The following is a 23208-nucleotide window of genomic DNA, read 5'->3' as shown; positions in this document are numbered from 1 at the left end:
GTGCGTGGGTCAGGTGCGGGTCTGCCGGGATCGGCGGGTGGGCCGCCGCAGGGACCGGAGTCCGGCCCGGACCGGCCGGGTCCGGGCGAGCCGGGACAGCAGTCCCTGCACGCCCCCGGGCGCCGCGATCATGACGACGATCAGGGTGATCCCGAAGATCGCCAGCGGAAGGTTGCCGGCCAACCGCTGCGCCACGGCCGGCGACAACGACAGCTGCTCGGTCAGGTGGTGACTCAGCTCGGGCAGGAGCACCAGCACGGCGGCGCCCCAGACCGCACCGGCGAGGCTGCCGAGGCCGCCCAGCACGACCGCCATCAGCAGGAAGAGCGAGAGGGTCAGCGAGAACGCCCCCGGCGACACGCTCTGGGCGAGCACGGCGAGCAGACCGCCACCGAGTCCGGCGGTGGCGGCGCTGAGCACGAAGGCGATCACCTGGGTACGGGCCACGTGGATCCCGGCGAGCCGGGCGGCGATCTCGTCGTCGCGTACCGCCCGGAAATTCCGGCCGTACCGACTGCGTACCAGATTCGCCACCAGCAGCAGGGCCAGCAGGGTGGCCGTACCGGCGATCCAGAGCTGCCACCGTTCGTACGGGAAGTACGGGCCGAGCGCCGCCGGTGGTGGCTCGAGGTAGACCGAGAGGCCCTGCTCCCCGTTGAAGATCCCGTCGAAGGTGACCGTCAGGGCCGGTACGACGACCGCGACCGCGAGGGTGACCCCGGCCAGATAGGGCCCGCGCAGCCGGGCCGCGGCCACCCCGATCACCGCACCGACGGCAATGGTGGTCAGCACCGCCGCGCCCAGGGAGAGCGGCAGCAGCCAGCTTCCGGTCATGCCCCGGTCGGCGAGCGCGTTCTGGCTCAGTGCCACGGTGTAGGCGCCGGTCGCCATCAGCGCGCCGTGCCCGAGGGAGAGTTGCCCGTTGAGTCCGATCAGGACGGTCAGCCCCGCCGTCGCGCAGAGGTAGGCGGCGACGGTGGCGAGTTGGAAGTTGCGGAAGGGATCCAGCAGGTAGCTCGCCGCGAGCAGCGCCGCCGCCGCGACCAGCACGACGACGAGATGGCGCAGCAGCGTCGAGCCACGCGGCCCGGTCGGCCGGTCGGCACCGCCACGCTCCGACGTCCGCGCCGGCCCGCCGTCCGACTCCGGCGGCGCGACCGGCAGTGCCCCGGCCCTCATGCCCGCCTCGCGACGGTCGCGGCGAACAGGCCGCCGGGTCGGACGAGCAGCACCGCGAGCAACAGCACGAGTACGGCCAGCCCGGTGGTGTCACTACCTAGGTACCCGCCGACGTACGACAGGATCAGCCCGACCGCCAGCCCACCGACCACCGCCCCGGGTGGACTGTCCAATCCGCCGACCACGGCGGCGGTGAATGCCGAGACGAAGACCAGATCCATCGCGTTGGGGTGCAGGCCGAGCCCGGTCGGGATGATCAGCATGCCGGCGAGCGCGCCCACCCCGGCGGCCAGCGCCCAGCCGAGGGTGAGCATGCCGCCGACGTTCACCCCGAGCAGTCGGGACACCTCGGGCGCGAACGCGGCGGCGCGCATCCGCAGCCCCACGGCGGTACGGGTGAAGATCCAGGCCAGCCCGACCACCACCACCGCGACCGCGCCGAAGACGAACAGGTCGTACGGGGAGAGCACCGCCAGCCCGCCGATCTCGTACCCGGTCCGGCTGAACGCGGTGGTGGCGGGCAGGAACTCGTTCCCGTACACCATCCCGAGCACCGCCTGGATCAGCAGTACCAGCCCGAGGGCGACGATCACCGCGTTGAGCGGGGAGTCGTGTCCGACGAAACGGATCACGGCGACCTCGACCAGTGCGCCGAGGAGCAGCCCGGCGACCAGTGCGGCGAGGAAGCCGAGCCAGTACGAGCCGGTCCAGGCCGAGACGCTGTAGGCGACGTATGCGGTCGCGACCGCCATCGCCCCCTGGGCGAAGTTGACGACGCGGGCGGCCCGCCAGATGAGCACGAGGGCCAGCGCGAAGGCCGCGTAGACGGCCCCCCTCGACAGCCCGTCGAGGGTGAGGAAGACGAACCGGTCCACTAATCATCCTCCGAGCGGGACGGGTGGTCAGAAGCCGAGGTAGGCGTGCCGCAGCTGGTCGTCGTCGCGCAGTTCGGCGGCGGCGGTGTCGATCACGACGCGGCCGAGCGACATCACGACGCCCTGGTCGGCGACGGAGAGCGCGCTGCGGACGTTCTGCTCGACGAGCAGTACGGTCAGGCCGGCGTTGTTCCGCAGTTGCCGCAGCAGGGCCATGATCTGGGCGGTCACCCGGGGCGCCAGCCCGAGCGACGGCTCGTCGAGCAGGAGCAACCGGGGCCGGGCGACCAGGGCGCGGCCGAGGGCGAGCATCTGGCGCTCGCCGCCGGAGAGCTGGTGACCGGCGTGCCGCCGTCGCCGGGCCAACGGCTCGAACAGCTGGTAGACCTCGTCGAGCGCCCGGCGTACGTCGGCCCGGTCCCGCCGCCACAGGCCGCCGAGGCGGAGATTCTCCTCGACGGTGAGTTCCGCGATCACGCCCCGGCCCTCCGGAACGTGCGCCATTCCGCGTCGGACCCGGTGTTCGACGGGCAGCCGCCCCAGCTCCTCGCCGTCCAGGCGGATCTGCCCCGCGCTGGGCCGGACCAGCCCGGAGAGGGTACGCAGCAGTGTCGTCTTGCCGGCGCCGTTCGCCCCCACGACCGCGGTGATGGTGCCGACCGGGATCGAGAGGTCGATGGTCCGCAGTACCGGCGCCGCGCCGTAACCGGCTACCAGCCCGCGTACGCTCAGCAGCTCCGTACCGGTCACGACGTCACCCCGTCCACCCTCGGCCCGGCCTCGACGGCGTCGGAGTGCGCGACGACGGCATCAGAGTGCGAAGCGGCGGCGTCCGACCGCGCGTCGACGGCGTCGGAGTGCGCAGTGGCGGTGTGGGAACCGACGTCGCCGGTACCGGAGTCCGGGTCCGGACCAGGGGTGTCCGCGCCGGTGTCGGCGGCTCCGAGGTAGGCGTCGGCGACCGCCGGATCGTCGCGGATCTCGGCCGGGCTGCCGGTCGCGATGACCCGACCGAAGTCAAGGACCACGATCTCGTCGCAGACCGACATCACCAGGTCCATGTGGTGCTCGACCAGCAGTACGGCGCACGGGTCGGTGGCCTGCCGGGGCAGTTGCCGGATCAGCGCGGCCAACTCGTCGACGTCGTCGGCGGCCAGCCCTCCGGCGGGTTCGTCGAGCAGCAGCAGGCGTGGGCGGGCGGCGAGCGCCCGGGCCAGTCCCACCCGCTTCTGCACGGCGAACGGCAGCGTTCCCGGCGCCGCGTGGGCATGGCCGGCGATGCCGAGTCCGTCCAGGACCTCGTACGCCCAGGTCCGCAGCCGCCGCTCGTCGCGGTCGCTGCGGGGCAGGCCGAACAGCGCGGCGCCGAACCCGGACCGGGCCAGTCGCCCCGCCCCGGCCATCACGTTCTCCAGCACGGTGAGTCCGGCGAAAAGCCCGATTCCCTGCAAAGTCCGGGCGATGCCGATTCCGGCGAGCCGGTGGGGTCGTGGACGCAGGGCCCGGCCATCGAGGGTGAGCGAGCCCGCCACCGGCGCGACGATTCCGCAGACCACGTTGAACAGGGTGGTCTTGCCGGCCCCGTTCGGGCCGATCACGCCGACGACCCGGCCGGCGGGCACCCGCAGCGAGACGTCGTCGAGCGCGGTCAGGCCGCCGAACCGCACTCCGATGTGGTGCAGCGCCAGCCCCTCTTCCGGCATGACACACCCTTCGGTTCGCGGGCCGCTATTTACACCGCCAGTGTATGTTTCAATTTCGTGTCGTCAATACCATCGGGCTATCCCGAAACGCTCGGCGTCGGTGCGGGCAGGTCCACCAGCCGCGCCACCGTGCTCCGGTGCCGGTCCGCGGAGCCGAAGGCGAGCGCGGCGCTCTTGGCCCGCTTGAGATACAGGTGCGCCGGATGTTCCCAGGTGAAGCCGATGCCGCCGTGCAACTGGACGCACTCCTGCGCCGCGTGCACCGCGACGGCCGCACAGTGCGCCTGGGCCAGTGCCGCCGCCAGCTCGGTGTCCGGATCGCCGGTGGCCAGACAGTCGGCGGCGTACCGGGCGACGGCCCGAGCCTCGGTGATCTCCACCCAGACGTCGGCGAGCCGGTGCTTCAGCGCCTGGAACGAGCCGACCGGGCGACCGAACTGCCGCCGCTCCCGCAGGTAGCCGACCGTTGTGTCCAGACACCACTGCGCCACCCCGACCTGCTCGGAGGCGAGCAACGCGGCACCGGCGGTCAGCGCGTCGGTCAGCGCCCTCGCGGTGGCGTCCGGACCGGCGATCCGCCTGGCGGGGGCATGGGCGAACACGATGTCGCAGAGCGGTCTGGTGGCGTCCAGCGAGACCACCGGGGCCACCGCGACACCAGGAGCGCGGGCCTGCGCGACGTACAGCCCGTCGGTCGCCGGGACCAGCAGCAGGTCGGCCGCGAGGGCATCGGCGACGGTGGTCACCGTGCCGTACAGCGCCGAGCCGTCCCACACCGCCACCGGATGCACGGGTACGCCCGGTGCGGCGGAGAACGGCACCGCCAGCGCGATCCCCCGGTTCTCGGTGGCGAGTTGACCGAGCAGATCCGGGTCGTCGCAGGAGAGCAGTGCCCGGGTGGCCAGCACACTGCCGAGGTACGGCACCGGCGCCACCGCCCGACCGAGTTCCTCCAGCACCACCGCCACCTCCCGGAACCCCGCTCCGGCCCCGCCCAGTTCCGCCGGCACCGCCAGGGCACCGAGCCCGAGTTCGCCGGTCAACCGGTCCCAGAGGTCGCGGTCGTACGGCTCCTCGGTCCCGGCGACCCGGGCCAGTACGGCGGTCCACGGGCTGTGCGTGGCGAGCATCGCCCGGAGGTTGGCCCGGAGCGCCTCCTCGGTGTCGTCGTAACGGAGGTTGGTCATCGGTCGCTCCGGGGCTCGACCGGCAGGCCGAGCACCCGTTCGGCGATGATGTTGCGCAGGATCTCCGAACTGCCGCCCTCGATCGAGTTTCCCCGGGCCCGCAGGTAGCGATGGGTGGCGGTCCGGGTGAGCAGGTCGGTCTCGGCCGGCCGGCGCATCGTCCAGTCGTCGTGCCGCAGTCCGGCCTCGCCCAGCAGTTCCACCTCGAATCCACTGATCCGCTGGGCGAGTTCGGCGAAGGCCAGCTTGACCGCCGAGCCCTCCGGACCCGGTTCACCGGTGGCGAGTTGCTGCCGCAGTCGCAGTGCGGCCAACCGGGCCGCCTCGGCCCGTACCCACAACCGGACCAGTTCGTCGTGCCGGCCGGCGGTACGCAGCTCGGGGCGGTCCCGCCAGGTCCGAGCCACCAGCCCGATCAGCCCGCCCTCCCGGGGCGCCGGAGCACCGCCGATCGCGACCCGCTCGTTCATCAGCGTCGTACGGGCGACCCGCCAGCCCTCGCCCACCCCGCCCAGCCGCAGGTCGTCCGGCAGCCGTACGTCGGTCAGGAACACCTCGTTGAACTCCGCCTCGCCGGTGAGCTGGCGCAGCGGTCGTACCTGCACCCCGGGAGCGGTCATGTCGCAGACGAAACAGGTGATGCCCTGGTGCTTGCCGACGTCGGTGGCGGTACGGGCGAGCAGGATCCCCCAGCGGGCCCGATGCGCCAGCGAGGTCCACACCTTCTGGCCGTTGACCACCCAGTCGCCGCCGTCGCGGACCGCCCGGGTCGTCAGGCCGGCCAGGTCGGAGCCCGCGTCCGGCTCGCTGAACAACTGGCACCAGATGTCCTCGCCGGTCCAGAGTGGCCGGAGCAGGCGGTCGCGTTGGGCGGTGGTGCCGTGCCGCAAAAGGGTCGGTGCCACCATGCCGAGCCCGATACCGTTGCGTCGGGGTCGGTTGTCGGGTGCCCCGACCCGGGCGAACTCGTCGTCGACCAACGGTTGCAGGTGCCGGGGCGCGGCCAGTCCACCCGATCCGACCGGATAGTGCACCCAGGCCAGTCCGGCGTCGAACCGGGCCCGGAGGAACCCGAGGCGGTCCCCGGCCGGATCGTGCCGGCGGAGGAACTCGGCGACCAGACCGGGAAGCCGGTCGCCGGGGTCTGTGGACATCCGGGTCCTCCGGGGCGTTGACGGCGAAGCGACGGCGTTGACGGCGAAGCGACGCAATAATTGCAGTCTGAGTGCAATATAAGGCACCGTCCGACTGGACGGAAGCCAACAATCGACGACAGCGGCGTCGATGGACCCTCGACAGCCCGTCGAGCGAAGAGCACAATGCACAGTCAGTGCAAGTTCAGGCTCTCCGCTGCTCCCGGAGGATCCGCATGATTCGCCGAACCGCCGCACTCGGGATCGCCGCCGCCCTGGTCCTGACCCTCGGTCCCGTACCGGCCCAGGCCGCCGATCGCACACCCCGTCCGGTGATCTTCGTCCACGGCTCCGCCGGCTCGGCCCAGCAGTTCCAGACCCAGGCCAAGCGGTTCGCCAGCAACGGCTACCCGACTGTCCGCATCGAGGCCCACGAGTACGACTCGACGTTCACCCTCAACACGATGGAGCAGGTGTGGGCCGGACTCGACGCCCGGATCGCACGACTGTCGCAGGAGTCCGGTACGCAGCAGGTCGACCTGGTGGCGCACTCGCTCGGCACGTTCGTGGTGCAGGGTTACCTGACCAGTTCACCAGCGCGTGCCGCCCGGGTCGCGCACTATGTCAACCTCGACGGCCGTACCGCCACCGCGCCGCCGGGAGGCGTACCGACGCTGGCGATCTGGGCCGAGGGCGATCCGGCCCGGACCGTCACCGGGGCCACCAACGTCTCGCTGCCCGACCAGTCGCACACCCAGAGCGTCACCTCGGCGGAGAGCTTCGTCCACGTCCACCGGTTCCTCACCGGCCGGTCTCCCCGGACGACCGGAATCCAGGCCGAACACCGGATCACCCTGTCCGGCCGGGCGGTCCTCTTTCCGCTCAACGCCGGGGTTCCGGACGGCACCCTCCAGGTGTACGAGCTGAACCTGCTCGGCCTGCGCCAGCGACACGTGGCGACGGTGCCGCTGTCCGGCGACGGATCCTGGGGCCCGCTGCGCGCCGACGGCGGGCGCCGGTACGAGTTCGCCGTGGTCCGCGACGGCCCACCCACGCACCACTTCTACTTCCAGCCGTTCCGCCGCAGCGACCGGCTGGTCCGGCTGCTCACCAGCACCCCCGGCCAGGGGTTGGGTGCCCTGGTCGAGGCCGGCGACCGGCACGCCGCGATCGTGGTCAACCGGAACAAGGAGTGGTGGGCCGGCGAGGACCGGCTCTGGGTCAACGGCCGGGACATCCTCAACCCGGCGAACAGCCCCCGGGCCAAGCGGGTGATCGGGATCTTCGCGTTCGACCGGGGCAGCGACCGGACCACCGACCTGACCGCGCCGATCCCGGCCTTCTACGCGCAGACCTTCATCACCGGCATGGACGTGTTCATCCCGGCCGCTGGGCTGACCGTGGTCGGCGCCCGGCAACGCGGTGCCGACGGGCTGGACGTCCTGACGATCCCGGCCTGGCCGTCCAGCGGGCACCGCAGCACGCTGAACTTCGACGATTTCGGCTGAGCGCGGCGTACTTCCCGGTCAGAGCCGGAGTTGGGTGGCCCGGGTCAGGGTCGAGTCCCGGTCGTCGTCTCCGGTCAGGTCGAGGTCCTCGGCGATCCGGCCGTCCCGGAGTCGGATCAGCCGGTCACACCGGGCGGCGATGTGCTGTTCGTGGGTGGCGAGCAGGACGGTCATGCCCCGCTCCCCCCGCAGGCGCAACAGCAGGTCGAGGATCTCGCCGCCGGTGGCAGAGTCGAGGTTGCCGGTCGGCTCGTCGGCCAGCAGCAGTGCCGGCTCGCCGATGAGGGCCCGGGCCACCGCCACCCGCTGTTGCTGGCCGCCGGAGAGCTGCGCCGGCAGGGCCTGCTCCCGGCCCGCCAGGCCGACGGCGGAGAGCAGTTCCCGGGCCCGGGCGGCCCGGTCGAAGTCGACCCGGTACGGCAGGACCGGCGCGATCACGTTGTCCAGCGCGTTGAGCGCGGGCAGCAGGTGGTAACGCTGGAACACGAAGCCGATCGTGCGCCGGTACCCGGCGAGCGCGGCGCGGCGAAGCTTCGTGACGTCCTGGCCGCCGACGACGATCGTGCCGGAGTCGGCGGATTCGATCGCCCCGATCAGGTGCAGCAGGGTGGACTTGCCGGAGCCGCTGGGGCCGGTCAACGCCACCATCGAGCCCGCGGAGACGTCGAGCGACAGGTCGGCGACGGCGGTCAGCGGCTCCCCGCCGGTCCGGAACTGTCTGGTCAGTCCGTTGACGGCGACCGCGACCGGGGTGTTCGGCATCGGCTAACTCCTCGGCTGGCAGGCGTACGGTGGGCAGGCGGCGCGGTGCCGCCGGAGCGAGCGCGACCGGGCCGGCGAGCCGCATTCCGGCGGCGGCGGTGACCCCGACGGTGGCGTAGCCGACCCGCCCGGCCAGCGCGGCGATCTCCATCCCCGGGTACGCGGCCGGGTCTCGCGGCCCACCCGCTCACCACCGTGGCTTTCGCCCGCTGGTTAGAGGACACTCTGCGCCATACATTGTGACAATGCAAGGCACCGACAACGCGAAGATGGAGGAGGCGTGGCGATCCAGCACGCGGTCCTGGCACTGCTCGCCGACCGGCCCAGCTACGGCTACGAACTGAAGGGCGCGTTCGAGACCGCCGTCGGTCCACAGTGGGGGCAGCTGAACATCGGCCACCTCTACCAGATCCTCGACCGACTCGGCCGGGACGGTCTGGTCGTCACCGAGCGACATCCCCAGCCGGTGAAACCCGACCGCAGGATGCACGCCATCACCCCCGCCGGTCAGGCCGAACTGGCCCGCTGGCTGGACGAACCGAGCCCGCGCGGCGGAGGATTCCGGGACGACTTCTTCCTGAAGGTCACCGCCGCCGCCCGGTCCGGCTCGGCGCAGGTGCTTCGGACCGTCCTCGCCAACCAACGCGGCTACCTGCTACGCGAGCTACGCAACCTCGGCGCCCTGCGGCGCGACGCGGACGACCCTGTGGTCGGACTGCTGCTCTCCGCCGCGAGCCGGCACGTCGAGGCCGACCTCGCCTTCCTCGAGGACGCCGAGGCCGCGCTGCTCGACGGCGACCGGGTACGCATTCCGGCCCGACGAGCCGTTCCGGCCGAACCGCTCGGCGCCCCGGTGGCCGCCCCGGTCGAGGACAGCCCCGGTCCGGGCCTCGCGCAGGGCGCCTGAGGAGACCGATCGAGCCGGGCAGCGCCGCCGGCGACGGCGCGCCCGGAGAGCGGGCGGGCCGTCAGCCCAGCCGGGTGTCGAGTTCGCCGAGGTCGGCGACGAACCAGACCTGGCTGCCCCGGTTGGACTCGAACACCAGGTCGCGCAGGGCCGTACTGGCCGCGACGTGCCCGGAGATGTCACCGACGACCACCAGGCGCACCCGGTAGTTGACGAACTTCTGCATGATCTCCCCGGCCAGGCCGGTACGCAGCGCGAAGAACCGCTCGTCGAGCCGGCCGACGGGGACGGCCACGACGTCCGCCCGGGAGAAGGCGGCACCGATCACGTCGAGCGCGTCCCGGGTACTCGCGATCGGGGCGCCCTCGTCGCCGCAGACAAGTACCGGCACGCCGCTGCGCTCGGTCACGAGGTCAGCCACGGTGTACCGCCGGGCCGCCCGGGTCGGTCAGGAACATGCCGTTCTCCGTTCCGAGGATTCCGTCGAGGGTCCGCAGGACGTCGGCCGTCGGAGCGACGCCGCCCAGGATGATCACCTTGAGCCGGGCGCGCGCTTCGTCGTACACCGTCTGGATGCGCAGCGGCTCGCCGGCGTCCCGGGGCAGTTGGGCACCGGCGACGAGCAGGGTGCTCAGCCGGTCGGCCGCCAGGGCCCCGAGGTCGTCGATGTCCACGATGGTGGAGACCTCCACCCGGGGTCGGACGGCGTCGGCCGGTCGACCGGTGAACGCGTCGAGGTCGGCCTGGGCGATGCGGTACTGCTTGCCGATCCGGACGGCCTTCAGCCGGCCGGCGCGGATGTAGCCGCGAACCGTCCGCACGTGCAGGCCGAGCCGCTCGGCGACCTGCTCCACCGAATGCCATCCGTGTTCCATGATTCCCTATCCTACCCGCAAGGAGTACCGATAGGGAGTGTTGGGTGCCCAGACCAGCCGACCCGTACTGGTGAATCAAAACGGGTTGCGGGCGGGGCACCTGCGGAGGAAGGTGCCCGAGTGGATGTCGAGCAGCAGGCGATCGCGGCGAACCGGGCAAACTGGGATGAGCGGGTAGCGCCGCACCTCCGGGCGTACGGCGTGGACGAATTCGTCGCCGCGCCCTCGGCCATCACGGACGTGGTCCGGGACGACCTGGCGCTGATGGCCCCGCACCTGCCGGCGGGGTCGCCCGCCGGTCTGTCCCTGCTCCACCTGCAGTGCCACATCGGTCTGGACACGCTGTCCTGGGCCCGGCTGGGCGCCACCGTGACCGGGGTCGACTTCTCGGCGCAGTCGACGGCGGCGGCCAGGGTGCTCGCCCGGCGCGCCGGGCTCACCGCGACCTTCCTCGACAGCGAGGTCACCCACGCCGCCGAGGTGTGTCAGGAGCGGTACGACATCGTCTACACCGGCATCGGCGCGCTCCCGTGGCTGCCCGACCTGGCCCGCTGGGGACAGACCATCGCCGCACTTCTGCGTCCGGGCGGGCTGTTCTACGTCCGGGACTCGCACCCGATGCTGAACACCGTGGCGCACGACCGGACGGACGGTGAACTCGTGCTCCGCGAGCCGTACTTCGCCACCGGTGCACCGCTGCGCTACGAGCACGGCACCACCTATGCCGACGACACCGTACGACTCGCCAACGCGACGACCTTCGAGTGGCCGCACTCGCTCGCCGAGATCGTGCAGTCGCTCCTGACCGCCGGGCTGACGCTGACCTCGCTCGCCGAGCACCGTTCGATCCCGTGGCAGGCGCTGCCGCAACTGGTCCACACGTCACACGGGTGGGCGCTGCCCGATCGGGACGAGCGCCTGCCACTGACGTTCTCCCTCACCGCCACGTCGGGCGGCTCCGGCGGCGGGCCGTACGGGTTCGGGGCTGGCGCCGGTCCGCGCGGCGGTGCCGGTGGCGGCCTTGTCCAGCCACCCGCGTCGTAGCGGCACGGCCGGCACTCCCCCCGACCCGGTCAGCCGATCTCGTACCACCAGTCGATCCCCCGGCCACCGCCGAGACAGGCCACGGTCGAGGTGGCACCGATGCCGACCCAGGGGCCGTAGTGGTCGTTCTCGAACTCGCCCTTGACGACGCAGAGGATGCCGGCCCGAACCACTCCGGTGCCGCCGGTGCACCGCGCCCGGCTGATGTTGCCCGACGCCGTCGCGGTGCAGTTGGTCGGCTCGGCCTGCGCGGCAGTCGCGCCGACCGCGACGAGCGGCGCCGTGAGCACGGCGGTCACCAGCAGGCGGGTGAACAGGATCTTCATTGAGATTCCCCCATTTCGGTATGGGACCCGTCGGCGGGGATCGCCGGACCGGTCCACTCGGGAGCAACGCTCGCATCGGAACCTGGACAGCAACCTTGCGGTGAACTTGCAATCCGACAAGCATCGATATGGGTAACTTCCGTCGCGTATTGAACCGGGGGCGGGCGCATGGACGTGCGGCTGTTCGGTGAGGTGCAGCTACACGCGGCGGGGCAACCACTCGACGTGGGGGCTCCGCGGCAGCAGGCGGTACTCGTGGTGCTGGTCGCCGACGCGCCCCGCCCCGTCGCGATCGAGACCCTCATCGACCGGCTCTGGGACGAGAGCCCGCCGGTCGAGGCCCGCAACGTGCTGTACTCACACCTGAGTCGGATCCGGCAGTTGCTCAGCCGGGCGGCCGCCCTGGACGGGCCGGCGGCGCCCCGGCTCGAGCGCCGGCACGCCGGCTACGTCCTGATGATCGATCCGGATCGGGTGGACCTGCACCGGTTCCGCCACCTGGTGGACCAGGGACGGGATACCCTGCTCGGCGATCCCGATCGGGCCCGCGCACTCGCCGAGGCCCTGAGTCTCTGGACCGGGACACCGCTGGCCGGCATTCCCGGCGAGTGGGCCGGGCAGATCCGCGACAGCATGCACCGACTCCGCTGCGAGGCGGCGGTACGGTGGGCGCGAATCGAGCTGCGGCTCGGTAACCCGGACGCGGTGATCGGCGTACTGCCGGACCTCATCGCCGAATACCCGCTGGTCGAGCCGCTCGAAGTGCTCCTGATGCGAGCGCTGCACGCCGCCGGGCGGAACGCCGAGGCCGTCGAGCGGTACGCGGACGCCCGGCGGCGGCTGGCCGACTCCCTCGGCACCGATCCCGGCGCGGAACTGCGCGACGTGCACCGGACGATCCTGCGGGGTGAGCCGCTGCCAGCCGCCCCGCCGGACTCCGGTGTCCCGGCGAGGCGGATCGCGACACCGGCACAACTGCCGCCGGACACGGCGGGCTTCACCGGACGCGAGGACGAACTGCGTCACCTCGACCAACTTCTGGTGGCCGCGACCGGGCCGGCCAGGACGGCGGTCATCTCCGCGATCGGCGGCACGGCCGGGATCGGCAAGACCACGCTGGCCCTGCACTGGGCGCACCAGGTCGCCAACCGGTTCGACGACGGGCAGCTGTACGTGAACCTGCGCGGCTTCGACCCCACCGGCTCGCCGGTCACCCCGGTCGAGGCGGTGCGGGGTTTCCTGGACGCGTTCGAGGTGCCGCCGGAGCGGATTCCGGGCGGCCTGGATGCCCAGGTCGGCCTGTACCGCAGCCTTTTGGCGGGCCGGCGGGTCCTGCTGGTGCTCGACAACGCGCGCGACGCGGAGCAGGTGCGTCCGCTGCTGCCCGGCGCGCCCGGTTGCGTGGCCGTGGTGACCAGCCGCAACCAGCTTGCCGGCCTGGTCGTCGGTGCGGGCGCCCACCCGCTGACGGTGGGGCTGCCGAGCGTCGCCGAGGCCCGCGACCTGCTGGCCCGCCGGGTCGGGGCAGCGCGGGTGACAGCCGCGCCGAAGGCGGTCGACGAGATCATCACGCTCTGCGCCCGACTGCCGCTCGCGCTCTCCATCGTGGCCGCCCGGGCCGCCGCCAACCCCCGGTTCGGACTCGGCGTGCTCGCCGGCGAGTTGGCCGGGGCACCGGGCCGGCTGGACGAGTTCACCGGCGCGGACCCCGCCACCAACGCGCGGACCGTCTTCTCCTGGTCCTACCACCAGCTGAGTCCGGCGGCGGCGCGACTGTTCCGGCTGATCGGCCTGCATCCCGGCCCCGATCTCGCCGCGCCGGCCGCGGCCAGCCTGGCGGGCCTGACTCCGGCTGCCGCGCGGCCGGTGCTGGACGAGCTGACCCGCGCTCATCTGGTCAGCCAGCACACGCCCGGCCGGTACGTCTTCCACGACCTGCTGCGCGCGTATGCCAGAGAGCAGGCGGAGGGCACCGATTCCGAGGACGAGCGTCGAGCCGCCGTACACCGGCTGCTGGACCACTATCTGCGCAGCGCCGCCACCGCCGTTCTGGTGCTGGACCCGCCCCGGGACCCGATCACCCTCGCCGTACCCCACCCCGACGTGACACCCGAGCGTGTCACCGAGCACGGGCAGGCCCTCGCCTGGTTCACCGCCGAACACGCCGTCCTGCTGGCCGCCATCGACCAGGCGGCGTCCAGCGGCTTCGACGTCCACACCTGGCAACTCGCCTGGACCCTCACGACGTTCCTCACCCGCCGGGGACACTGGCGCGACAACGTGGCCGTACAACGCGTCGCGCTGGCCGCCGCCGAGCGGCTGGCCGAGCCCGGCACCCGGGCGCTCGTGCACTACCACCTGGCCCGCGCCTACTACCAGCAGGATCGCCTCGACGACGCGCACACCCACCTGCTGCGCGCCCTCGACCTGGCGGCCCAGGCCGGCGACCTCCTCGTGGAGGCGCACAGCCACGTGCGTCTCGCGATGGTGTGGGAGCAGCGCGAGCGCCTGGCCGAGGCGCTCGACCACGCCCGGCACGCGGCGACGCTCTTCCACGCGGCGGGTCACGGCGCCGGTCAGGCCGCCGCGCTCAACGACATCGGCTGGTACCACGCCCACCTCGGCGACCACCGGCGCGCCCTGACGTTCTGCGAGCGCGCACTCGCCCAGCACGAGGCGTTGGGCAACTGGCTGGGGCAGGGCATCACCTGCGACAGCCTCGGCTACGCCCATCACCACCTCGGCCATCACCGGCAGGCCATCGGGTACTACCGCCAGGCGCTCGACCAGTTCCGGGACCTCGGCGACCGTCACGAGGAGGCCAAGACGCTCACCCGGCTCGGCGAGACGCATCTGGCCGACGACGACACCGATGCCGCCCGCACCGTCTGGCGGCAGGCGGTGGCGATCCTCGACGACCTGAACCCGTCGGAGGCCGAGCGGCTCCGGACCAGACTGTACGAGCTGGACCGCTACAACGACCCGCCGTGAGTGTTCAGGACGACGTTGATGGCGTTCCTGATCTCGACCCGTTCCTCGTCGGCGACCCGCCGGTTGAACAGGAACGCGAAATCCAGCCCGTCGCGGCGGCTGGTCGCTCCGCTGGACGTGCCGTCGAACGCGCCGAACCGGGTGGTCACCTCACGCCCGGTGAGATGGGTGTCGTCGGCGTTCCACACCGGGTAGCGGGCGATCACCCGGGCGATCGACGGCGCGGACGTGATCAGGCCGCCGGAGCCCAGGGCGGTTTCCAGCACCATCTCCCCGCCGTAGGCGTTCGGGGCGAGGGCGTCCGGAGCGAAGTCCAGCTGCGAGGCACGCACGTCGGCGTGGTCGTAGCCGACGACCTCCCCCGGCTGGCGCGCCCGTACCGCTGTCCTGGCTACCGCCACGTCCCGGATGCCCAGCTCGGCCAGCACGTACCGGTCCAGCGCGCCGACGAACGGCAGTCCGGACGCCCGTTCCACGACCTCGGTCAACAGATGGAAGGCGGCGTTCGAGTAGAGACCACCGGGGGGAACCTCGCCGGCCAGCGGAAGCCCGTACAGGTACCGGAGGAGGACGTCCGTGGGTACGGGCGCGACCGGAACGCCCAACTGGGTGGCGAGTTCCCGCTGCTGCCGGCCGAAGTCCCGGGGCAGCCGACTGGTACGCAGCACGAGCTGCCCGACGGTGATCGCGTCCGCCGCGGGGTCGACCGGGGTGCCGGCGGGCAGCGGCGAGGTGATTCCGACGAACGGAAAGGCCGGCGTGCTCCAGGCCAGCCGACCCGCCTCGACCAGGCGACTGAGTGCCGCGGCGGTGAATATCTTGCTGAGGCTCGCGATCCGGAAGGTCGTACCGGGTGCGGTGATCGGATAGTCCGGCTCGGCCCAGGTGTACCCACGGGAGGCCACGATCGTTCCGTCGCGGCCGATCGCCACGCTTCCCGATCGGATCCCGCGATGAACCATGAACCGGCGTAGCGCGGCGTCGAGGTCGTCCGCACCGGCGAAATCCCCACCGGTCACGTTCCAGCTCCGCAACGGCGCCACGTCGTCCGCCGCGAACACGCCCGCGTACTGTGCCCAGTCACCCACTCCGCCGGCCGCCAGCACGACCGGTCGCCGCCCCTCGGCATTCTGGGCGTCGAACACCTGCTGGTACGCGGACGCCGACATCTCGTGCCGCGCGTGCCACTCGCCCAGCCCGTCGTCGTGGAAGACCGACAGCAGCCGCCCGTCTCCGGCCACCGAGAGTACGGCGGGTCGCTGGCCACTGTCGACGAGAGCGGCGAAGAAGCGTCGGTACGCACCGGAGTCCGTCCACCACCAGGACCACGGCACGGCGTGGGAGTTCCGTACCCACACCCCGGCGAAGCGGCGGTCGGAGGCGTCCCCGTACACCGCCAGGCAGCGCGGGAGGTATCCCTCGTCGTAGGCCCGCCGCTGCTGGAAGGCGAGCGAGTCAGGGTTGCTGGCCAGGTCCCACCCGAGCCCCTGCCGGGCGAACCACTGCTCCTCCGTGCGCTGCTCGAACACCGCCGCGAAGACCTCGGCACCAAGCGGCCCGACCACACTCAGCACCGTCGGCGCGAAACCCTGGTCGGAGAGCTCGTCGAGGCACGCCTGGTAGTCCGGGGCCGACAGACCGTGCACGCCCCGCCAGTCCGGCCCCGGGCGCCGTACCCATACGGCGGCGTAGCGGGGGTCGTCCGGGTCGCCGGAGACGTTCAGCACGACCGGGCGGAAACCGGACCCGGCCAACTCGTCGAACCGGCGTTGGTGGGTGACGCCATCGACCTGGTGGTAGGCGGCGAACTCCGACATTGGTTCCCTCCCGGTGGAGGTGATCGATCCGTCCATGGTCGTCGAACCCTGACCCGTCGACCTTGCGGCAACCTTGCAGACCAGCTCCCCGGGGACGTACCCGCGTTCGGATCGGGATCGGTCCGAACCCGAACCCGCCGGTGACCGGCCGGCCCGCAAGGGCTCCACAAGGTTCGCACCCAGGCCGGACCCGCACGGTAGACGCAACGCCAACCCCAGGAGATCCCAATGACAGCCAGCGCTACCGTCCTGAACATCTGGTGCCTGCGCCACTCCACCGGTACCGACTTCGGCGTGAACCAGGCTCTCGCCGGCCTCGCGCCATCGATCGCGGTCGCGGAGCTCGGCGGTACCCCGCTCCAGGACTTCCTGAAGAGCCTGCCCGGCGTGATCGGGGCGATCGACAGCGCCCGATCCGACCCGGACAACCTCTACCTCACCATGGACACGGCCGGCGGGTTGGGGAACTCGATCTGGCCGACCGACCGGTCGACGCTCGACATCCAGGCCGACCAGTCGGTCTCACCGGGGATCCAGGTCCCGGTGGCCTTCTCCCAGAGCCTTTCCCTGTGGGACTTCGACGCCGTCTCCGCCGACGACCTCCTTGGCTCGATCACGGTCTTCGAGTCCGAGCAGGGCGCCGGCGAGCTTGCGAAACTAGCGAAGTCCGACGTGGAGAGCTCGTACTACTTCGTCACCTACCGGGTCGACTGACATGTCGGCGATCGATGACAAGTGGCGGCAGCTTCCCTGGCTGGGCCCGCCGGTCGACACCGGCGCGGGCAGCGCGGAGATGGCCCTGCCGGACGGTCGCGGCAGGGTACGCGACTTCGCGAACGGCTCCATCTACTGGACGCCGGAGCTGGGCGCTCACGAGGTGCACGGGCTCATCCGGGTGAGGTGGGCGCAGCTCGGCGGGATCCGGAGCGTGTTGCGGTACCCGGTGTCCGACGAGTCCCCCTGCGGGCCTGGGGACGGCCGGTTCAACCACTTCGAGGGCGGCTCCATCTACTGGCGGGCCGACATCGGCGCGCACGAGGTGCACGGCCCGATCCGGGATCTCTGGGCACAGCTCGGCTGGCAGGCCGGTCGGCTTGGCTACCCGGTCAGCGGCGTGGGGAATTTTCCGGGCGGGAGCACGAGCCGGTTCCAGCGCGGCACCGTCACCTGGACGCCGTCCGGTGGCGCGGTGGTGGGAACGAACATCGACTGATCCCGCCTTGTAGAAAGGACAGGGGACATGAGTACCCAGAACGATTTTCGGCAGCTCGCGACCATCGAGCTGCGGCGGGTCTTCACCTCGCTGGGGATGCCGGTCACGGCGTTCCACCAGACGGGCACGCCGGGGCCATTGTTCGACACCGTCCTGAACACCGATCCCAGCCGGCCCAACGGGCTGTGGTTGTTCAAGGGCGCCGAGTATTTTCTCTACGACCTGGAGACCGGGAGCATCGAGGAAGGGCCCCGGTTGATCGCCGGCAACTTCGCCGGGGACAGCCTGCCCCAGATGTTCAGGTCCGGCATCCACTCCACCGTCTGGGGTGGTCCCGCCTTCCCCCACCTCTGGTACGCCTTCAAGGACGAGATGTTCGTCCGGATCAACTCCAGCACTGCCGTACCCGGTACCGCCGGTGAGTCGGCGTGGCGGGTCGACTTCGGGCCGCGTGGGGTTCTCGGCGAGTGGGCGACGGGGGCGTGGACCAATCCCGACGGAAGTTGGCGCACCTCCGGGGTGCCCGTGGCCCTGCACGGTGTGGGGTCACGGTTCCACGGCATGATCCACTTCTTCAAGGACGGCCAGTACGTCCGGCACAACCTCAACACCGGTGGGACGGACGCCGGGCCGATGCCCATCAGGCAGGCGTGGAACCTGCCGGAGGACTTCCCGACCAGCATCGATGTCGCCTTCTACGGCACCGGACAGAACGAGGAGAACATCTTCTTCATCGCCGGTCTGCGGTACGTCCTCTACGACTTCCGGCAGAACCGGGTGCTCGACCAGGGCTCGGTCGAGAACAGGTTTCCCGCGTTCGCCCAGTTCCTCGGCCGGCCGCAACTGTTCCTGGTCGAGGACTATGCCCTGGAGACCCTGGTCGGGGCGCCACACCTCGGACGGCTGATCGACACGAGATCGATCGGCGCGGGCTCCACCATCAAGCGGATCCTGGTGACCGAGACCCTCGACACCTCCAAGACGTCCCTGGGTCAGAGCCTGCTGACGAGCCAGGAGTCCAGCGTCGTGTCGAACTTCTACGACCGGGTCGACAAGAACACGTCCAGCGGCGGGTCCACCGAGAGTTACAAGTACCAACTGAATGCCCAGGCGCACGCGGACGCCAATGCGACCAGCCTCTGGGGCGGCGAGGCCAACGCCACCCTCAACGTCCAGGGCGGCACCAACACCACCCGGGCGGGATTCAACAAGGCGACCTTCAACTCCATGCAGACCCAGGTGGACGAGGCCAAGAAGCAGACCGAGCAGAAGACGTACAACTCCGAGGACGAGTTCACCCAGTCGGCGAAGATCCTGAAGAAGGAGATCTTCGAGGAGAAGAACTCCACCGACAAGGTCAGGGTCTACGAGTTCTACGAGCAGCTCCAGCCGTACCTGACCCTGCTCGTCCTGCGGCACGTACGGGTCGGCTACTCGGACGGCACCACCCGCCCCGAGGTGGTCGAACTGTCGGCGCTTCGGGGTCTGCTCGACCGCGTGCTCGTCGAGCCGGCCCGGCAGACACAGCTGACCGGCTACCTCGGCAGGGAACTCGCGAACGTCACCGACCAGGAGGGGAAGCCCCGGTCACTGCTGATGGACTCCTCGGATCTGGTCCTGCTCCGGAACGTGACCTCGACCTACCAGGTCCAGCGGGCGGACGGGACGGCGCAGACCATCACCGTACGGGGAATCATCACCGGCGACCGGACCTGGGTGGAGCCGACGTACACGATCACCTGTGTGCAGGTCTGACTCGCGGGCGGGTTCCGTGCGGCGGTAGCTCGACGCCGCCGCACGGAACCACCCCGACCGGAAGTCAGGCAGCGGTGCGGGGGCCGGTCCGGTCAACGCTCAACTGTGGCCGGGGCCAGCGGGATCACCTCCTCCCGGGAGGACTCGCTGAGATCGACCCGTTCGTGCAGCCGGCGCAGCAGCCGGGGCGCGTACCAGATCCGGGGTCCGAAGGCACGCATCAGGGCCGGCACCAGCACACCGCGTACCAGGGTCGCGTCGATCAGGATCGCCAGCCCGGTGCCGAGGCCGAACATCTGGAGGAAGCTCACCGAACTGGTACCGAAGGCGAAGAAGCTGATCGCGAGCAGCGCGGCCGCCGCCGAGACGATCCGGCCGGTCCGGGCCAGGCCCTCGATCACCGCCGTCCGGGTGTCGTGGCCGGCGAGATGCAGTTCGTGTATCCGACTGATCAGGAAGACCTCGTAGTCCATCGACAACCCGAAGGCGACACAGAGCAGCAGTACGGTCATCGCGGTGTCCAGCGGGCGTGGGGTGAAGCCGAGCCAGTCCGCCAGGTGTCCCTGCTGGAACACCCAGACCATCACCCCGAGGGTCGCGGAGAGGCTGAGTACGTTCAACAGCAGCGCCCGGACCGGCTGGATCACGCTGCCGGTGAACAGGAACAGCGCGATGAAGGTGGTGAGTCCGACGAGCAGCCCGGCCAGCGGAAGCCGGTCGCCGATGGCCTTCTTGGTGTCCGCCAGCCGCGCCTCGGAGCTGCTGACCAGGGTCGACGCGTTCCCTGGTCCGGGAACAGCCCGGATCGCCCGGATGAGTTTCTGCGCGGTGTCGGACTTCGGCGGGACGGTGGTGAACACCGACAGCCGTTGCGCGTCCGGGCTGCCCAGGCCGGGGTCGCCGGGGCCGGCGCCGTCCCGGCTGAACGCGCCGACACTGGTGATGGTGCCGGCCACCCCGGGCAGCGCGACGAGCCGGCCGGCGTACCCGGCCAGCTCGTCCGGCTCGACCTGGCCGGGTACGACGATGTCGGTCGCGGTCCAGACGTTCGCGTCGAAGTGGTCCCGGATGGTGTCGGCCACCTGTCGACTGGCGACCCGCTGCGGCAACGCGCCCTGGTCCGGGCTGCCGAAGTGCACCGCCGACAGCGGCGCGGCGGCGAGCAGCAGCAGTACGACCACCGGCGTCGCGGTGAGCAGCGGGCGTCGCATCACGACGGCGGCCAGACCGCCCCAGACCGGTGAGTCGGCCCCACGGGCGGCCCGGGACCAGGGCAGCCGACCTCCGTTGATCCGGTGGCCGAGCAGGGCGAGCAGGGCCGGGGTCACCACCAGCGCGGTGGCGGCGGCGATCAGCACCACGCCGATCCCGGCGTAGGCGAAGGAGCGGAGGAAGAACTGCGGAAACACCAGCAGGGCGGCCAGAGCCGCGGCGACGGTGGCGGCGGAGAAGACGATGGTCCGGCCCGCGGTGCCCATCGTCGTGGCCACCGCCTCCGGTACCGGGTCACCGGCGGCGAGCCGTTCCCGGAACCGGCTCACCATCAGCAGGGCGTAGTCGACGCTGAGCCCGAGGGCGAGCGCCGTGGCCAGGTTGATCGCGAACTCCGAGACGTCGGTGACCGAGCCCAGCAGGTACAGCTCGGCGAGGGTGCCGGCGGTGGCGGCGGCGGCGATGACCAGTGGCACCATCGTCGACATCACACTGCCGAAGACCAGCACGAGCAGCAGCAGGATCGCGGGTACGGCGATCGCCTCGGCCAGCACCAGGCTCCGGTTGACCTCGTCGCGTACGTCCTGGTTGGCCACCACCTCGCCGCCGGGTGTGACGGTCACCGGCCCCTCGTCGGCGGGGAACCGGGCCAGCAACGCCTCGGTACGGTCGCTCACCTGCTCGTCGTCCCCGGCGACGTGCCCGAGCACCAGCGCCATCGTGCCGTCGGCCGAGCGGAGGTCAGGCACGTTGTTCTGCCAGTACGATCCGACGTTCTCGACCCCGGACTCGCCGGCCAGCCGGGTCGTCAGCGCGGCCCCGGCCTCGCGGACGGCGGGGCTGTCCACGGTCCCCTCCTTCGCCCGGACCAGCAGGACGAGGTTTGTCTGCCCGCCGAACTCGGACTCGATCAGGTCCCTGGCCCGGGTCGACTCGGCGGCGGGGTCCTCGAACCCGCCGCTGCGCAGGACGTCGAACGCGCCCATCCCGAGATAGACGGCACCGGCGAGCAGCAGCGCCGCGACGCCGAGGATCTTCTTCGGATGGCGGGACACGAACCTACCGTGGTTGCGGAGCACTTCGGACTGCCTCCCTGCGGGACCACGTCCGCCCCGGGTTGCCGACTGCCGGCGGCCGGGTGCGGACGTGGTCACCTACTCGGACGTGTACGCCACTCAGACGTAGACGACGATCTCGTCGGCTTCGACCGCCACCCGGTAGGTGGCGGTGCGGGCGGTACCCAACCGGGCCACCGGGCAGCCGGTGGCGGCGTCGATCTCGAAGTTGTGGTACGGGCAGATCAGCACCCAGCGGTCCGGGTCCTGGATCCGCTCGCCCACCTTCTCCGCCGTCCACATCGCCTCGAACGAGCCGGCGGAGAGCGGACCTCCCTGGTGCGCGCAGTAGTTCGACAGCGCGACGTACCCGTGCCCGGGTACGTGCCCGACCACGATCTGCCGGTGGCCGACCGCGTGCAGCCGGGTGCTGCCGGGCGCGAGTTCGTCGACTCCGCACACGACGTGGCGTTGGCGCCGCCGGGTCGACGTCTGCTCGGTCGTGCTCATCGCGCCGCCCCGAGCTGGTAGAACTTCGCCGCGTTGTCGTGCAGCACCTTCCGGCGGATGTCGGGTGGAAAGGAACTCGGCAGCGAGCGGTCCGGGGCGTCGAAGTCCCAGTGCGGGTAGTCCGAGGAGAACATCAGGAACTCGTCGTTACCCACCATCTCGAACATCTGGTACAGGTGGTCGGGGTTCTCCGCGAACTCCATCGGCTGGGTGGTGAACCTGACCTGGTCCCGGATGTACTCGCTGGGCAGCCGCTTCACCCACGGAACCTCCCGGCGCAGGCTCCGGTAGTTGTGGTCGAAGCGCCACATCAGGTGGGGCAGCCAGGTCCAACTGGACTCGATCATCACCACCCGCAGGTCGGGGAACTTCTCGAAGACCCCGTGTACGACCAGGCTGATGAGCTGGCACTGCCAGGCCTGGGAGATCGCGGTGTGCCACTCCAGGAAGTAGGTGGGCAGTCCGACCGCGGTCTCCACGTTCGCGCCCTGGTGGAAGCCGACGACCAGGTTGTTCCGGACCGCCGCCTCGTAGATCGGGTGGTAGTAGTCCCGGCCCATCGTGTCGTGCGAGATCACCGGGAGCAGCACCTGCACCATCTGCGGATGCGAGGCCCACTTCTCGATCTCGGCCACCGCGTCGTCCGGCCGTTGTGCCGCCACGCAGATCGAGCCGAGGAAGCGGGAGTCCTTGGCCAGCCACTCGTTGACGACCCACCGGTTGTACGCCTGGGACAGCCCGACCGCGAAGTCCGGCTGCACCTTGAACTCGCTCGGGTACAGCAGCCCGGTCAGTACGGCGTGCTTGATGTTGAAGGCGTCAAGGTGCTGGGTGCGCATCAACTGGTAGTCGGAGCCGGCCCGCAGCCCGTTGGTCGGCCGGGCGTCCGGCCGGGCCAGCCCGCCGGTGGTGGGCCAGGAGTACGGGATGGAGATGCCCATCCAGTTGTCCGGGTGGATCCGCCCCCGCCAGGGCTCCTCGACGTACTGGAGGAACTCCAGTGGGTTGCCGATCATCTCGTGTACGTCCGTGTCGATCACCGACAGCGCGCTGGGCGTGCCGTCCGGTACGGCGGACCGGTCCAGGGTCTGGGTCATTGTTCTCCTTCGCGGAGCTGTTCTCCTCAGGGATGTGCGTGGTGTCCTCGCCGGATGTG

At 71.2% G+C, this 23208-nt stretch carries 20 protein-coding genes and 1 pseudogene; 7 read left to right on the top strand and 14 right to left on the bottom strand.

From position 1 onward, the window contains the following. Nucleotides 1–9: 9 nt before the first annotated feature. The 6 genes and pseudogenes from H4W31_RS27180 to H4W31_RS27155 form a co-directional block, all read right to left on the bottom strand. Nucleotides 10–1179 (bottom strand): branched-chain amino acid ABC transporter permease, encoded by a 1170-nt coding sequence (locus H4W31_RS27180; protein WP_192769236.1) that lies wholly within the window; start codon nucleotides 1177–1179, stop codon nucleotides 10–12. Next, entirely contained in the window at nucleotides 1176–2054 is an 879-nt protein-coding gene (locus tag H4W31_RS27175) for a branched-chain amino acid ABC transporter permease (RefSeq protein WP_192769235.1), read from the bottom strand. The genes H4W31_RS27180 and H4W31_RS27175 overlap by 4 nt, the downstream gene beginning before the upstream one ends. Before the next feature lie 27 nt (nucleotides 2055–2081). Further along, a complete protein-coding gene (locus H4W31_RS27170) occupies nucleotides 2082–2804 on the bottom strand; it encodes an ABC transporter ATP-binding protein (protein WP_192769234.1) in 723 nt (240 codons plus the stop codon). A 185-nt stretch (nucleotides 2805–2989) separates the two neighbouring features. After that, nucleotides 2990–3757, bottom strand: a pseudogene (locus H4W31_RS27165) (ABC transporter ATP-binding protein); the annotation flags it as partial. A 77-nt stretch (nucleotides 3758–3834) separates the two neighbouring features. After that, on the bottom strand, nucleotides 3835–4944 hold the full coding sequence (locus H4W31_RS27160) for an acyl-CoA dehydrogenase family protein (RefSeq protein WP_192769232.1): 1110 nt from the start codon (nucleotides 4942–4944) through the stop codon (nucleotides 3835–3837). Further along, on the bottom strand, nucleotides 4941–6098 hold the full coding sequence (locus H4W31_RS27155) for an acyl-CoA dehydrogenase family protein (protein WP_192769231.1): 1158 nt from the start codon (nucleotides 6096–6098) through the stop codon (nucleotides 4941–4943). The genes H4W31_RS27160 and H4W31_RS27155 overlap by 4 nt, the downstream gene beginning before the upstream one ends. Nucleotides 6099–6313: 215 nt before the next feature. On the opposite strand from H4W31_RS27155, the gene H4W31_RS27150 reads away from it, so the two are divergent. Beyond that, entirely contained in the window at nucleotides 6314–7585 is a 1272-nt protein-coding gene (locus H4W31_RS27150; RefSeq protein WP_192769230.1) for a lipase/acyltransferase domain-containing protein, read from the top strand. 18 nt (nucleotides 7586–7603) lie between these two features. On the opposite strand, the gene H4W31_RS27145 is transcribed toward H4W31_RS27150, so the two are convergent. After that, nucleotides 7604–8347 carry an ABC transporter ATP-binding protein gene (locus H4W31_RS27145; protein ID WP_192769229.1) on the bottom strand — a complete coding sequence of 248 codons (744 nt, stop codon included), beginning with the start codon at nucleotides 8345–8347 and terminating at the stop codon, nucleotides 7604–7606. Between the two features lie 280 nt (nucleotides 8348–8627). On the opposite strand from H4W31_RS27145, the gene H4W31_RS27140 reads away from it, so the two are divergent. Beyond that, nucleotides 8628–9254, top strand: a complete 627-nt coding sequence (locus tag H4W31_RS27140; protein WP_192769228.1) for a helix-turn-helix transcriptional regulator — start codon at nucleotides 8628–8630, stop codon at nucleotides 9252–9254. 61 nt (nucleotides 9255–9315) lie between these two features. On the opposite strand, the gene H4W31_RS27135 is transcribed toward H4W31_RS27140, so the two are convergent. Beyond that, nucleotides 9316–9675, bottom strand: a complete 360-nt coding sequence (locus H4W31_RS27135) for a DUF4180 domain-containing protein (RefSeq protein ID WP_192769227.1) — start codon at nucleotides 9673–9675, stop codon at nucleotides 9316–9318. Next, nucleotides 9668–10129, bottom strand: a complete 462-nt coding sequence (locus H4W31_RS27130; RefSeq protein ID WP_192769226.1) for a helix-turn-helix domain-containing protein — start codon at nucleotides 10127–10129, stop codon at nucleotides 9668–9670. Before H4W31_RS27130 ends, H4W31_RS27135 begins: the two co-directional genes overlap by 8 nt. Nucleotides 10130–10249: 120 nt before the next feature. Between H4W31_RS27130 and H4W31_RS27125 the strand changes: the two genes are divergently transcribed. Continuing rightward, on the top strand, nucleotides 10250–11173 hold the full coding sequence (locus H4W31_RS27125) for a class I SAM-dependent methyltransferase (RefSeq protein WP_318783428.1): 924 nt from the start codon (nucleotides 10250–10252) through the stop codon (nucleotides 11171–11173). 29 nt (nucleotides 11174–11202) lie between these two features. Here H4W31_RS27125 and H4W31_RS27120 read toward each other — a convergent pair whose 3' ends face one another. Beyond that, nucleotides 11203–11499: a hypothetical protein gene (locus H4W31_RS27120; protein WP_192769224.1), complete on the bottom strand. Its 297-nt coding sequence runs from the start codon at nucleotides 11497–11499 to the stop codon at nucleotides 11203–11205. Nucleotides 11500–11667: 168 nt separating this feature from the next. Between H4W31_RS27120 and H4W31_RS27115 the strand changes: the two genes are divergently transcribed. Beyond that, nucleotides 11668–14490 (top strand): AfsR/SARP family transcriptional regulator, encoded by a 2823-nt coding sequence (locus H4W31_RS27115; RefSeq protein WP_192769223.1) that lies wholly within the window; start codon nucleotides 11668–11670, stop codon nucleotides 14488–14490. Here the strand turns inward: H4W31_RS27115 and H4W31_RS27110 are convergent. After that, nucleotides 14472–16307 (bottom strand): serine hydrolase, encoded by a 1836-nt coding sequence (locus H4W31_RS27110; protein ID WP_192769222.1) that lies wholly within the window; start codon nucleotides 16305–16307, stop codon nucleotides 14472–14474. The genes H4W31_RS27115 and H4W31_RS27110 overlap by 19 nt on opposite strands. A gap of 228 nt (nucleotides 16308–16535) precedes the next feature. Between H4W31_RS27110 and H4W31_RS27105 the strand changes: the two genes are divergently transcribed. The 3 genes from H4W31_RS27105 to H4W31_RS27095 are packed head-to-tail and all read left to right on the top strand — an operon-like array spanning nucleotide 16536 to nucleotide 19275. Next, complete coding sequence (locus H4W31_RS27105; protein WP_192769221.1) at nucleotides 16536–17021, top strand: hypothetical protein; 486 nt, start codon at nucleotides 16536–16538, stop codon at nucleotides 17019–17021. Nucleotide 17022: 1 nt separating this feature from the next. Next, nucleotides 17023–17520 (top strand): LGFP repeat-containing protein, encoded by a 498-nt coding sequence (locus tag H4W31_RS27100; RefSeq protein WP_192769220.1) that lies wholly within the window; start codon nucleotides 17023–17025, stop codon nucleotides 17518–17520. Between the two features lie 27 nt (nucleotides 17521–17547). Further along, complete coding sequence (locus H4W31_RS27095) at nucleotides 17548–19275, top strand: hypothetical protein (protein ID WP_192769219.1); 1728 nt, start codon at nucleotides 17548–17550, stop codon at nucleotides 19273–19275. A 92-nt stretch (nucleotides 19276–19367) separates the two neighbouring features. Here the strand turns inward: H4W31_RS27095 and H4W31_RS27090 are convergent, their stop codons facing one another. The 3 genes from H4W31_RS27090 to H4W31_RS27080 all read right to left on the bottom strand — a co-directional run bounded on the left by H4W31_RS27090 (nucleotide 19368) and on the right by H4W31_RS27080 (nucleotide 23149). Further along, complete coding sequence (locus H4W31_RS27090) at nucleotides 19368–21542, bottom strand: MMPL family transporter (protein ID WP_318783427.1); 2175 nt, start codon at nucleotides 21540–21542, stop codon at nucleotides 19368–19370. A 120-nt stretch (nucleotides 21543–21662) separates the two neighbouring features. Continuing rightward, nucleotides 21663–22052 (bottom strand): Rieske (2Fe-2S) protein, encoded by a 390-nt coding sequence (locus tag H4W31_RS27085; protein WP_192769218.1) that lies wholly within the window; start codon nucleotides 22050–22052, stop codon nucleotides 21663–21665. Further along, nucleotides 22049–23149: an amidohydrolase family protein gene (locus H4W31_RS27080; protein WP_192769217.1), complete on the bottom strand. Its 1101-nt coding sequence runs from the start codon at nucleotides 23147–23149 to the stop codon at nucleotides 22049–22051. The genes H4W31_RS27085 and H4W31_RS27080 overlap by 4 nt, the downstream gene beginning before the upstream one ends. Between the last annotated feature and the right edge of the window lie 59 nt (nucleotides 23150–23208).

Origin of the sequence: Plantactinospora soyae, assembly GCF_014874095.1 — a bacterium.
GTDB lineage: Bacteria > Actinomycetota > Actinomycetes > Mycobacteriales > Micromonosporaceae > Plantactinospora > Plantactinospora soyae.
Note: the sequence above shows the minus strand (reverse complement) of the source record. Positions and strands in the feature narration are given on the sequence as shown.

Bases quoted from the DNA above. Each gene is read 5' to 3' on its own strand.
- H4W31_RS27180 (WP_192769236.1), bottom strand. From the start codon at position 1,179: ATGAGGGCCGGGGCACTGCCGGTCGCGCCGCCGGAGTCGGACGGCGGG.
- H4W31_RS27160 (WP_192769232.1), bottom strand. From the start codon at position 4,944: ATGACCAACCTCCGTTACGACGACACCGAGGAGGCGCTCCGGGCCAAC.
- H4W31_RS27155 (WP_192769231.1), bottom strand. From the start codon at position 6,098: ATGTCCACAGACCCCGGCGACCGGCTTCCCGGTCTGGTCGCCGAGTTC.
- H4W31_RS27150 (WP_192769230.1), top strand. From the start codon at position 6,314: ATGATTCGCCGAACCGCCGCACTCGGGATCGCCGCCGCCCTGGTCCTG.
- H4W31_RS27145 (WP_192769229.1), bottom strand. From the start codon at position 8,347: ATGCCGAACACCCCGGTCGCGGTCGCCGTCAACGGACTGACCAGACAG.
- H4W31_RS27130 (WP_192769226.1), bottom strand. From the start codon at position 10,129: ATGGAACACGGATGGCATTCGGTGGAGCAGGTCGCCGAGCGGCTCGGC.
- H4W31_RS27120 (WP_192769224.1), bottom strand. From the start codon at position 11,499: ATGAAGATCCTGTTCACCCGCCTGCTGGTGACCGCCGTGCTCACGGCG.
- H4W31_RS27115 (WP_192769223.1), top strand. From the start codon at position 11,668: ATGGACGTGCGGCTGTTCGGTGAGGTGCAGCTACACGCGGCGGGGCAA.
- H4W31_RS27110 (WP_192769222.1), bottom strand. From the start codon at position 16,307: ATGTCGGAGTTCGCCGCCTACCACCAGGTCGATGGCGTCACCCACCAA.
- H4W31_RS27105 (WP_192769221.1), top strand. From the start codon at position 16,536: ATGACAGCCAGCGCTACCGTCCTGAACATCTGGTGCCTGCGCCACTCC.
- H4W31_RS27100 (WP_192769220.1), top strand. From the start codon at position 17,023: ATGTCGGCGATCGATGACAAGTGGCGGCAGCTTCCCTGGCTGGGCCCG.
- H4W31_RS27095 (WP_192769219.1), top strand. From the start codon at position 17,548: ATGAGTACCCAGAACGATTTTCGGCAGCTCGCGACCATCGAGCTGCGG.
- H4W31_RS27085 (WP_192769218.1), bottom strand. From the start codon at position 22,052: ATGAGCACGACCGAGCAGACGTCGACCCGGCGGCGCCAACGCCACGTC.
- H4W31_RS27080 (WP_192769217.1), bottom strand. From the start codon at position 23,149: ATGACCCAGACCCTGGACCGGTCCGCCGTACCGGACGGCACGCCCAGC.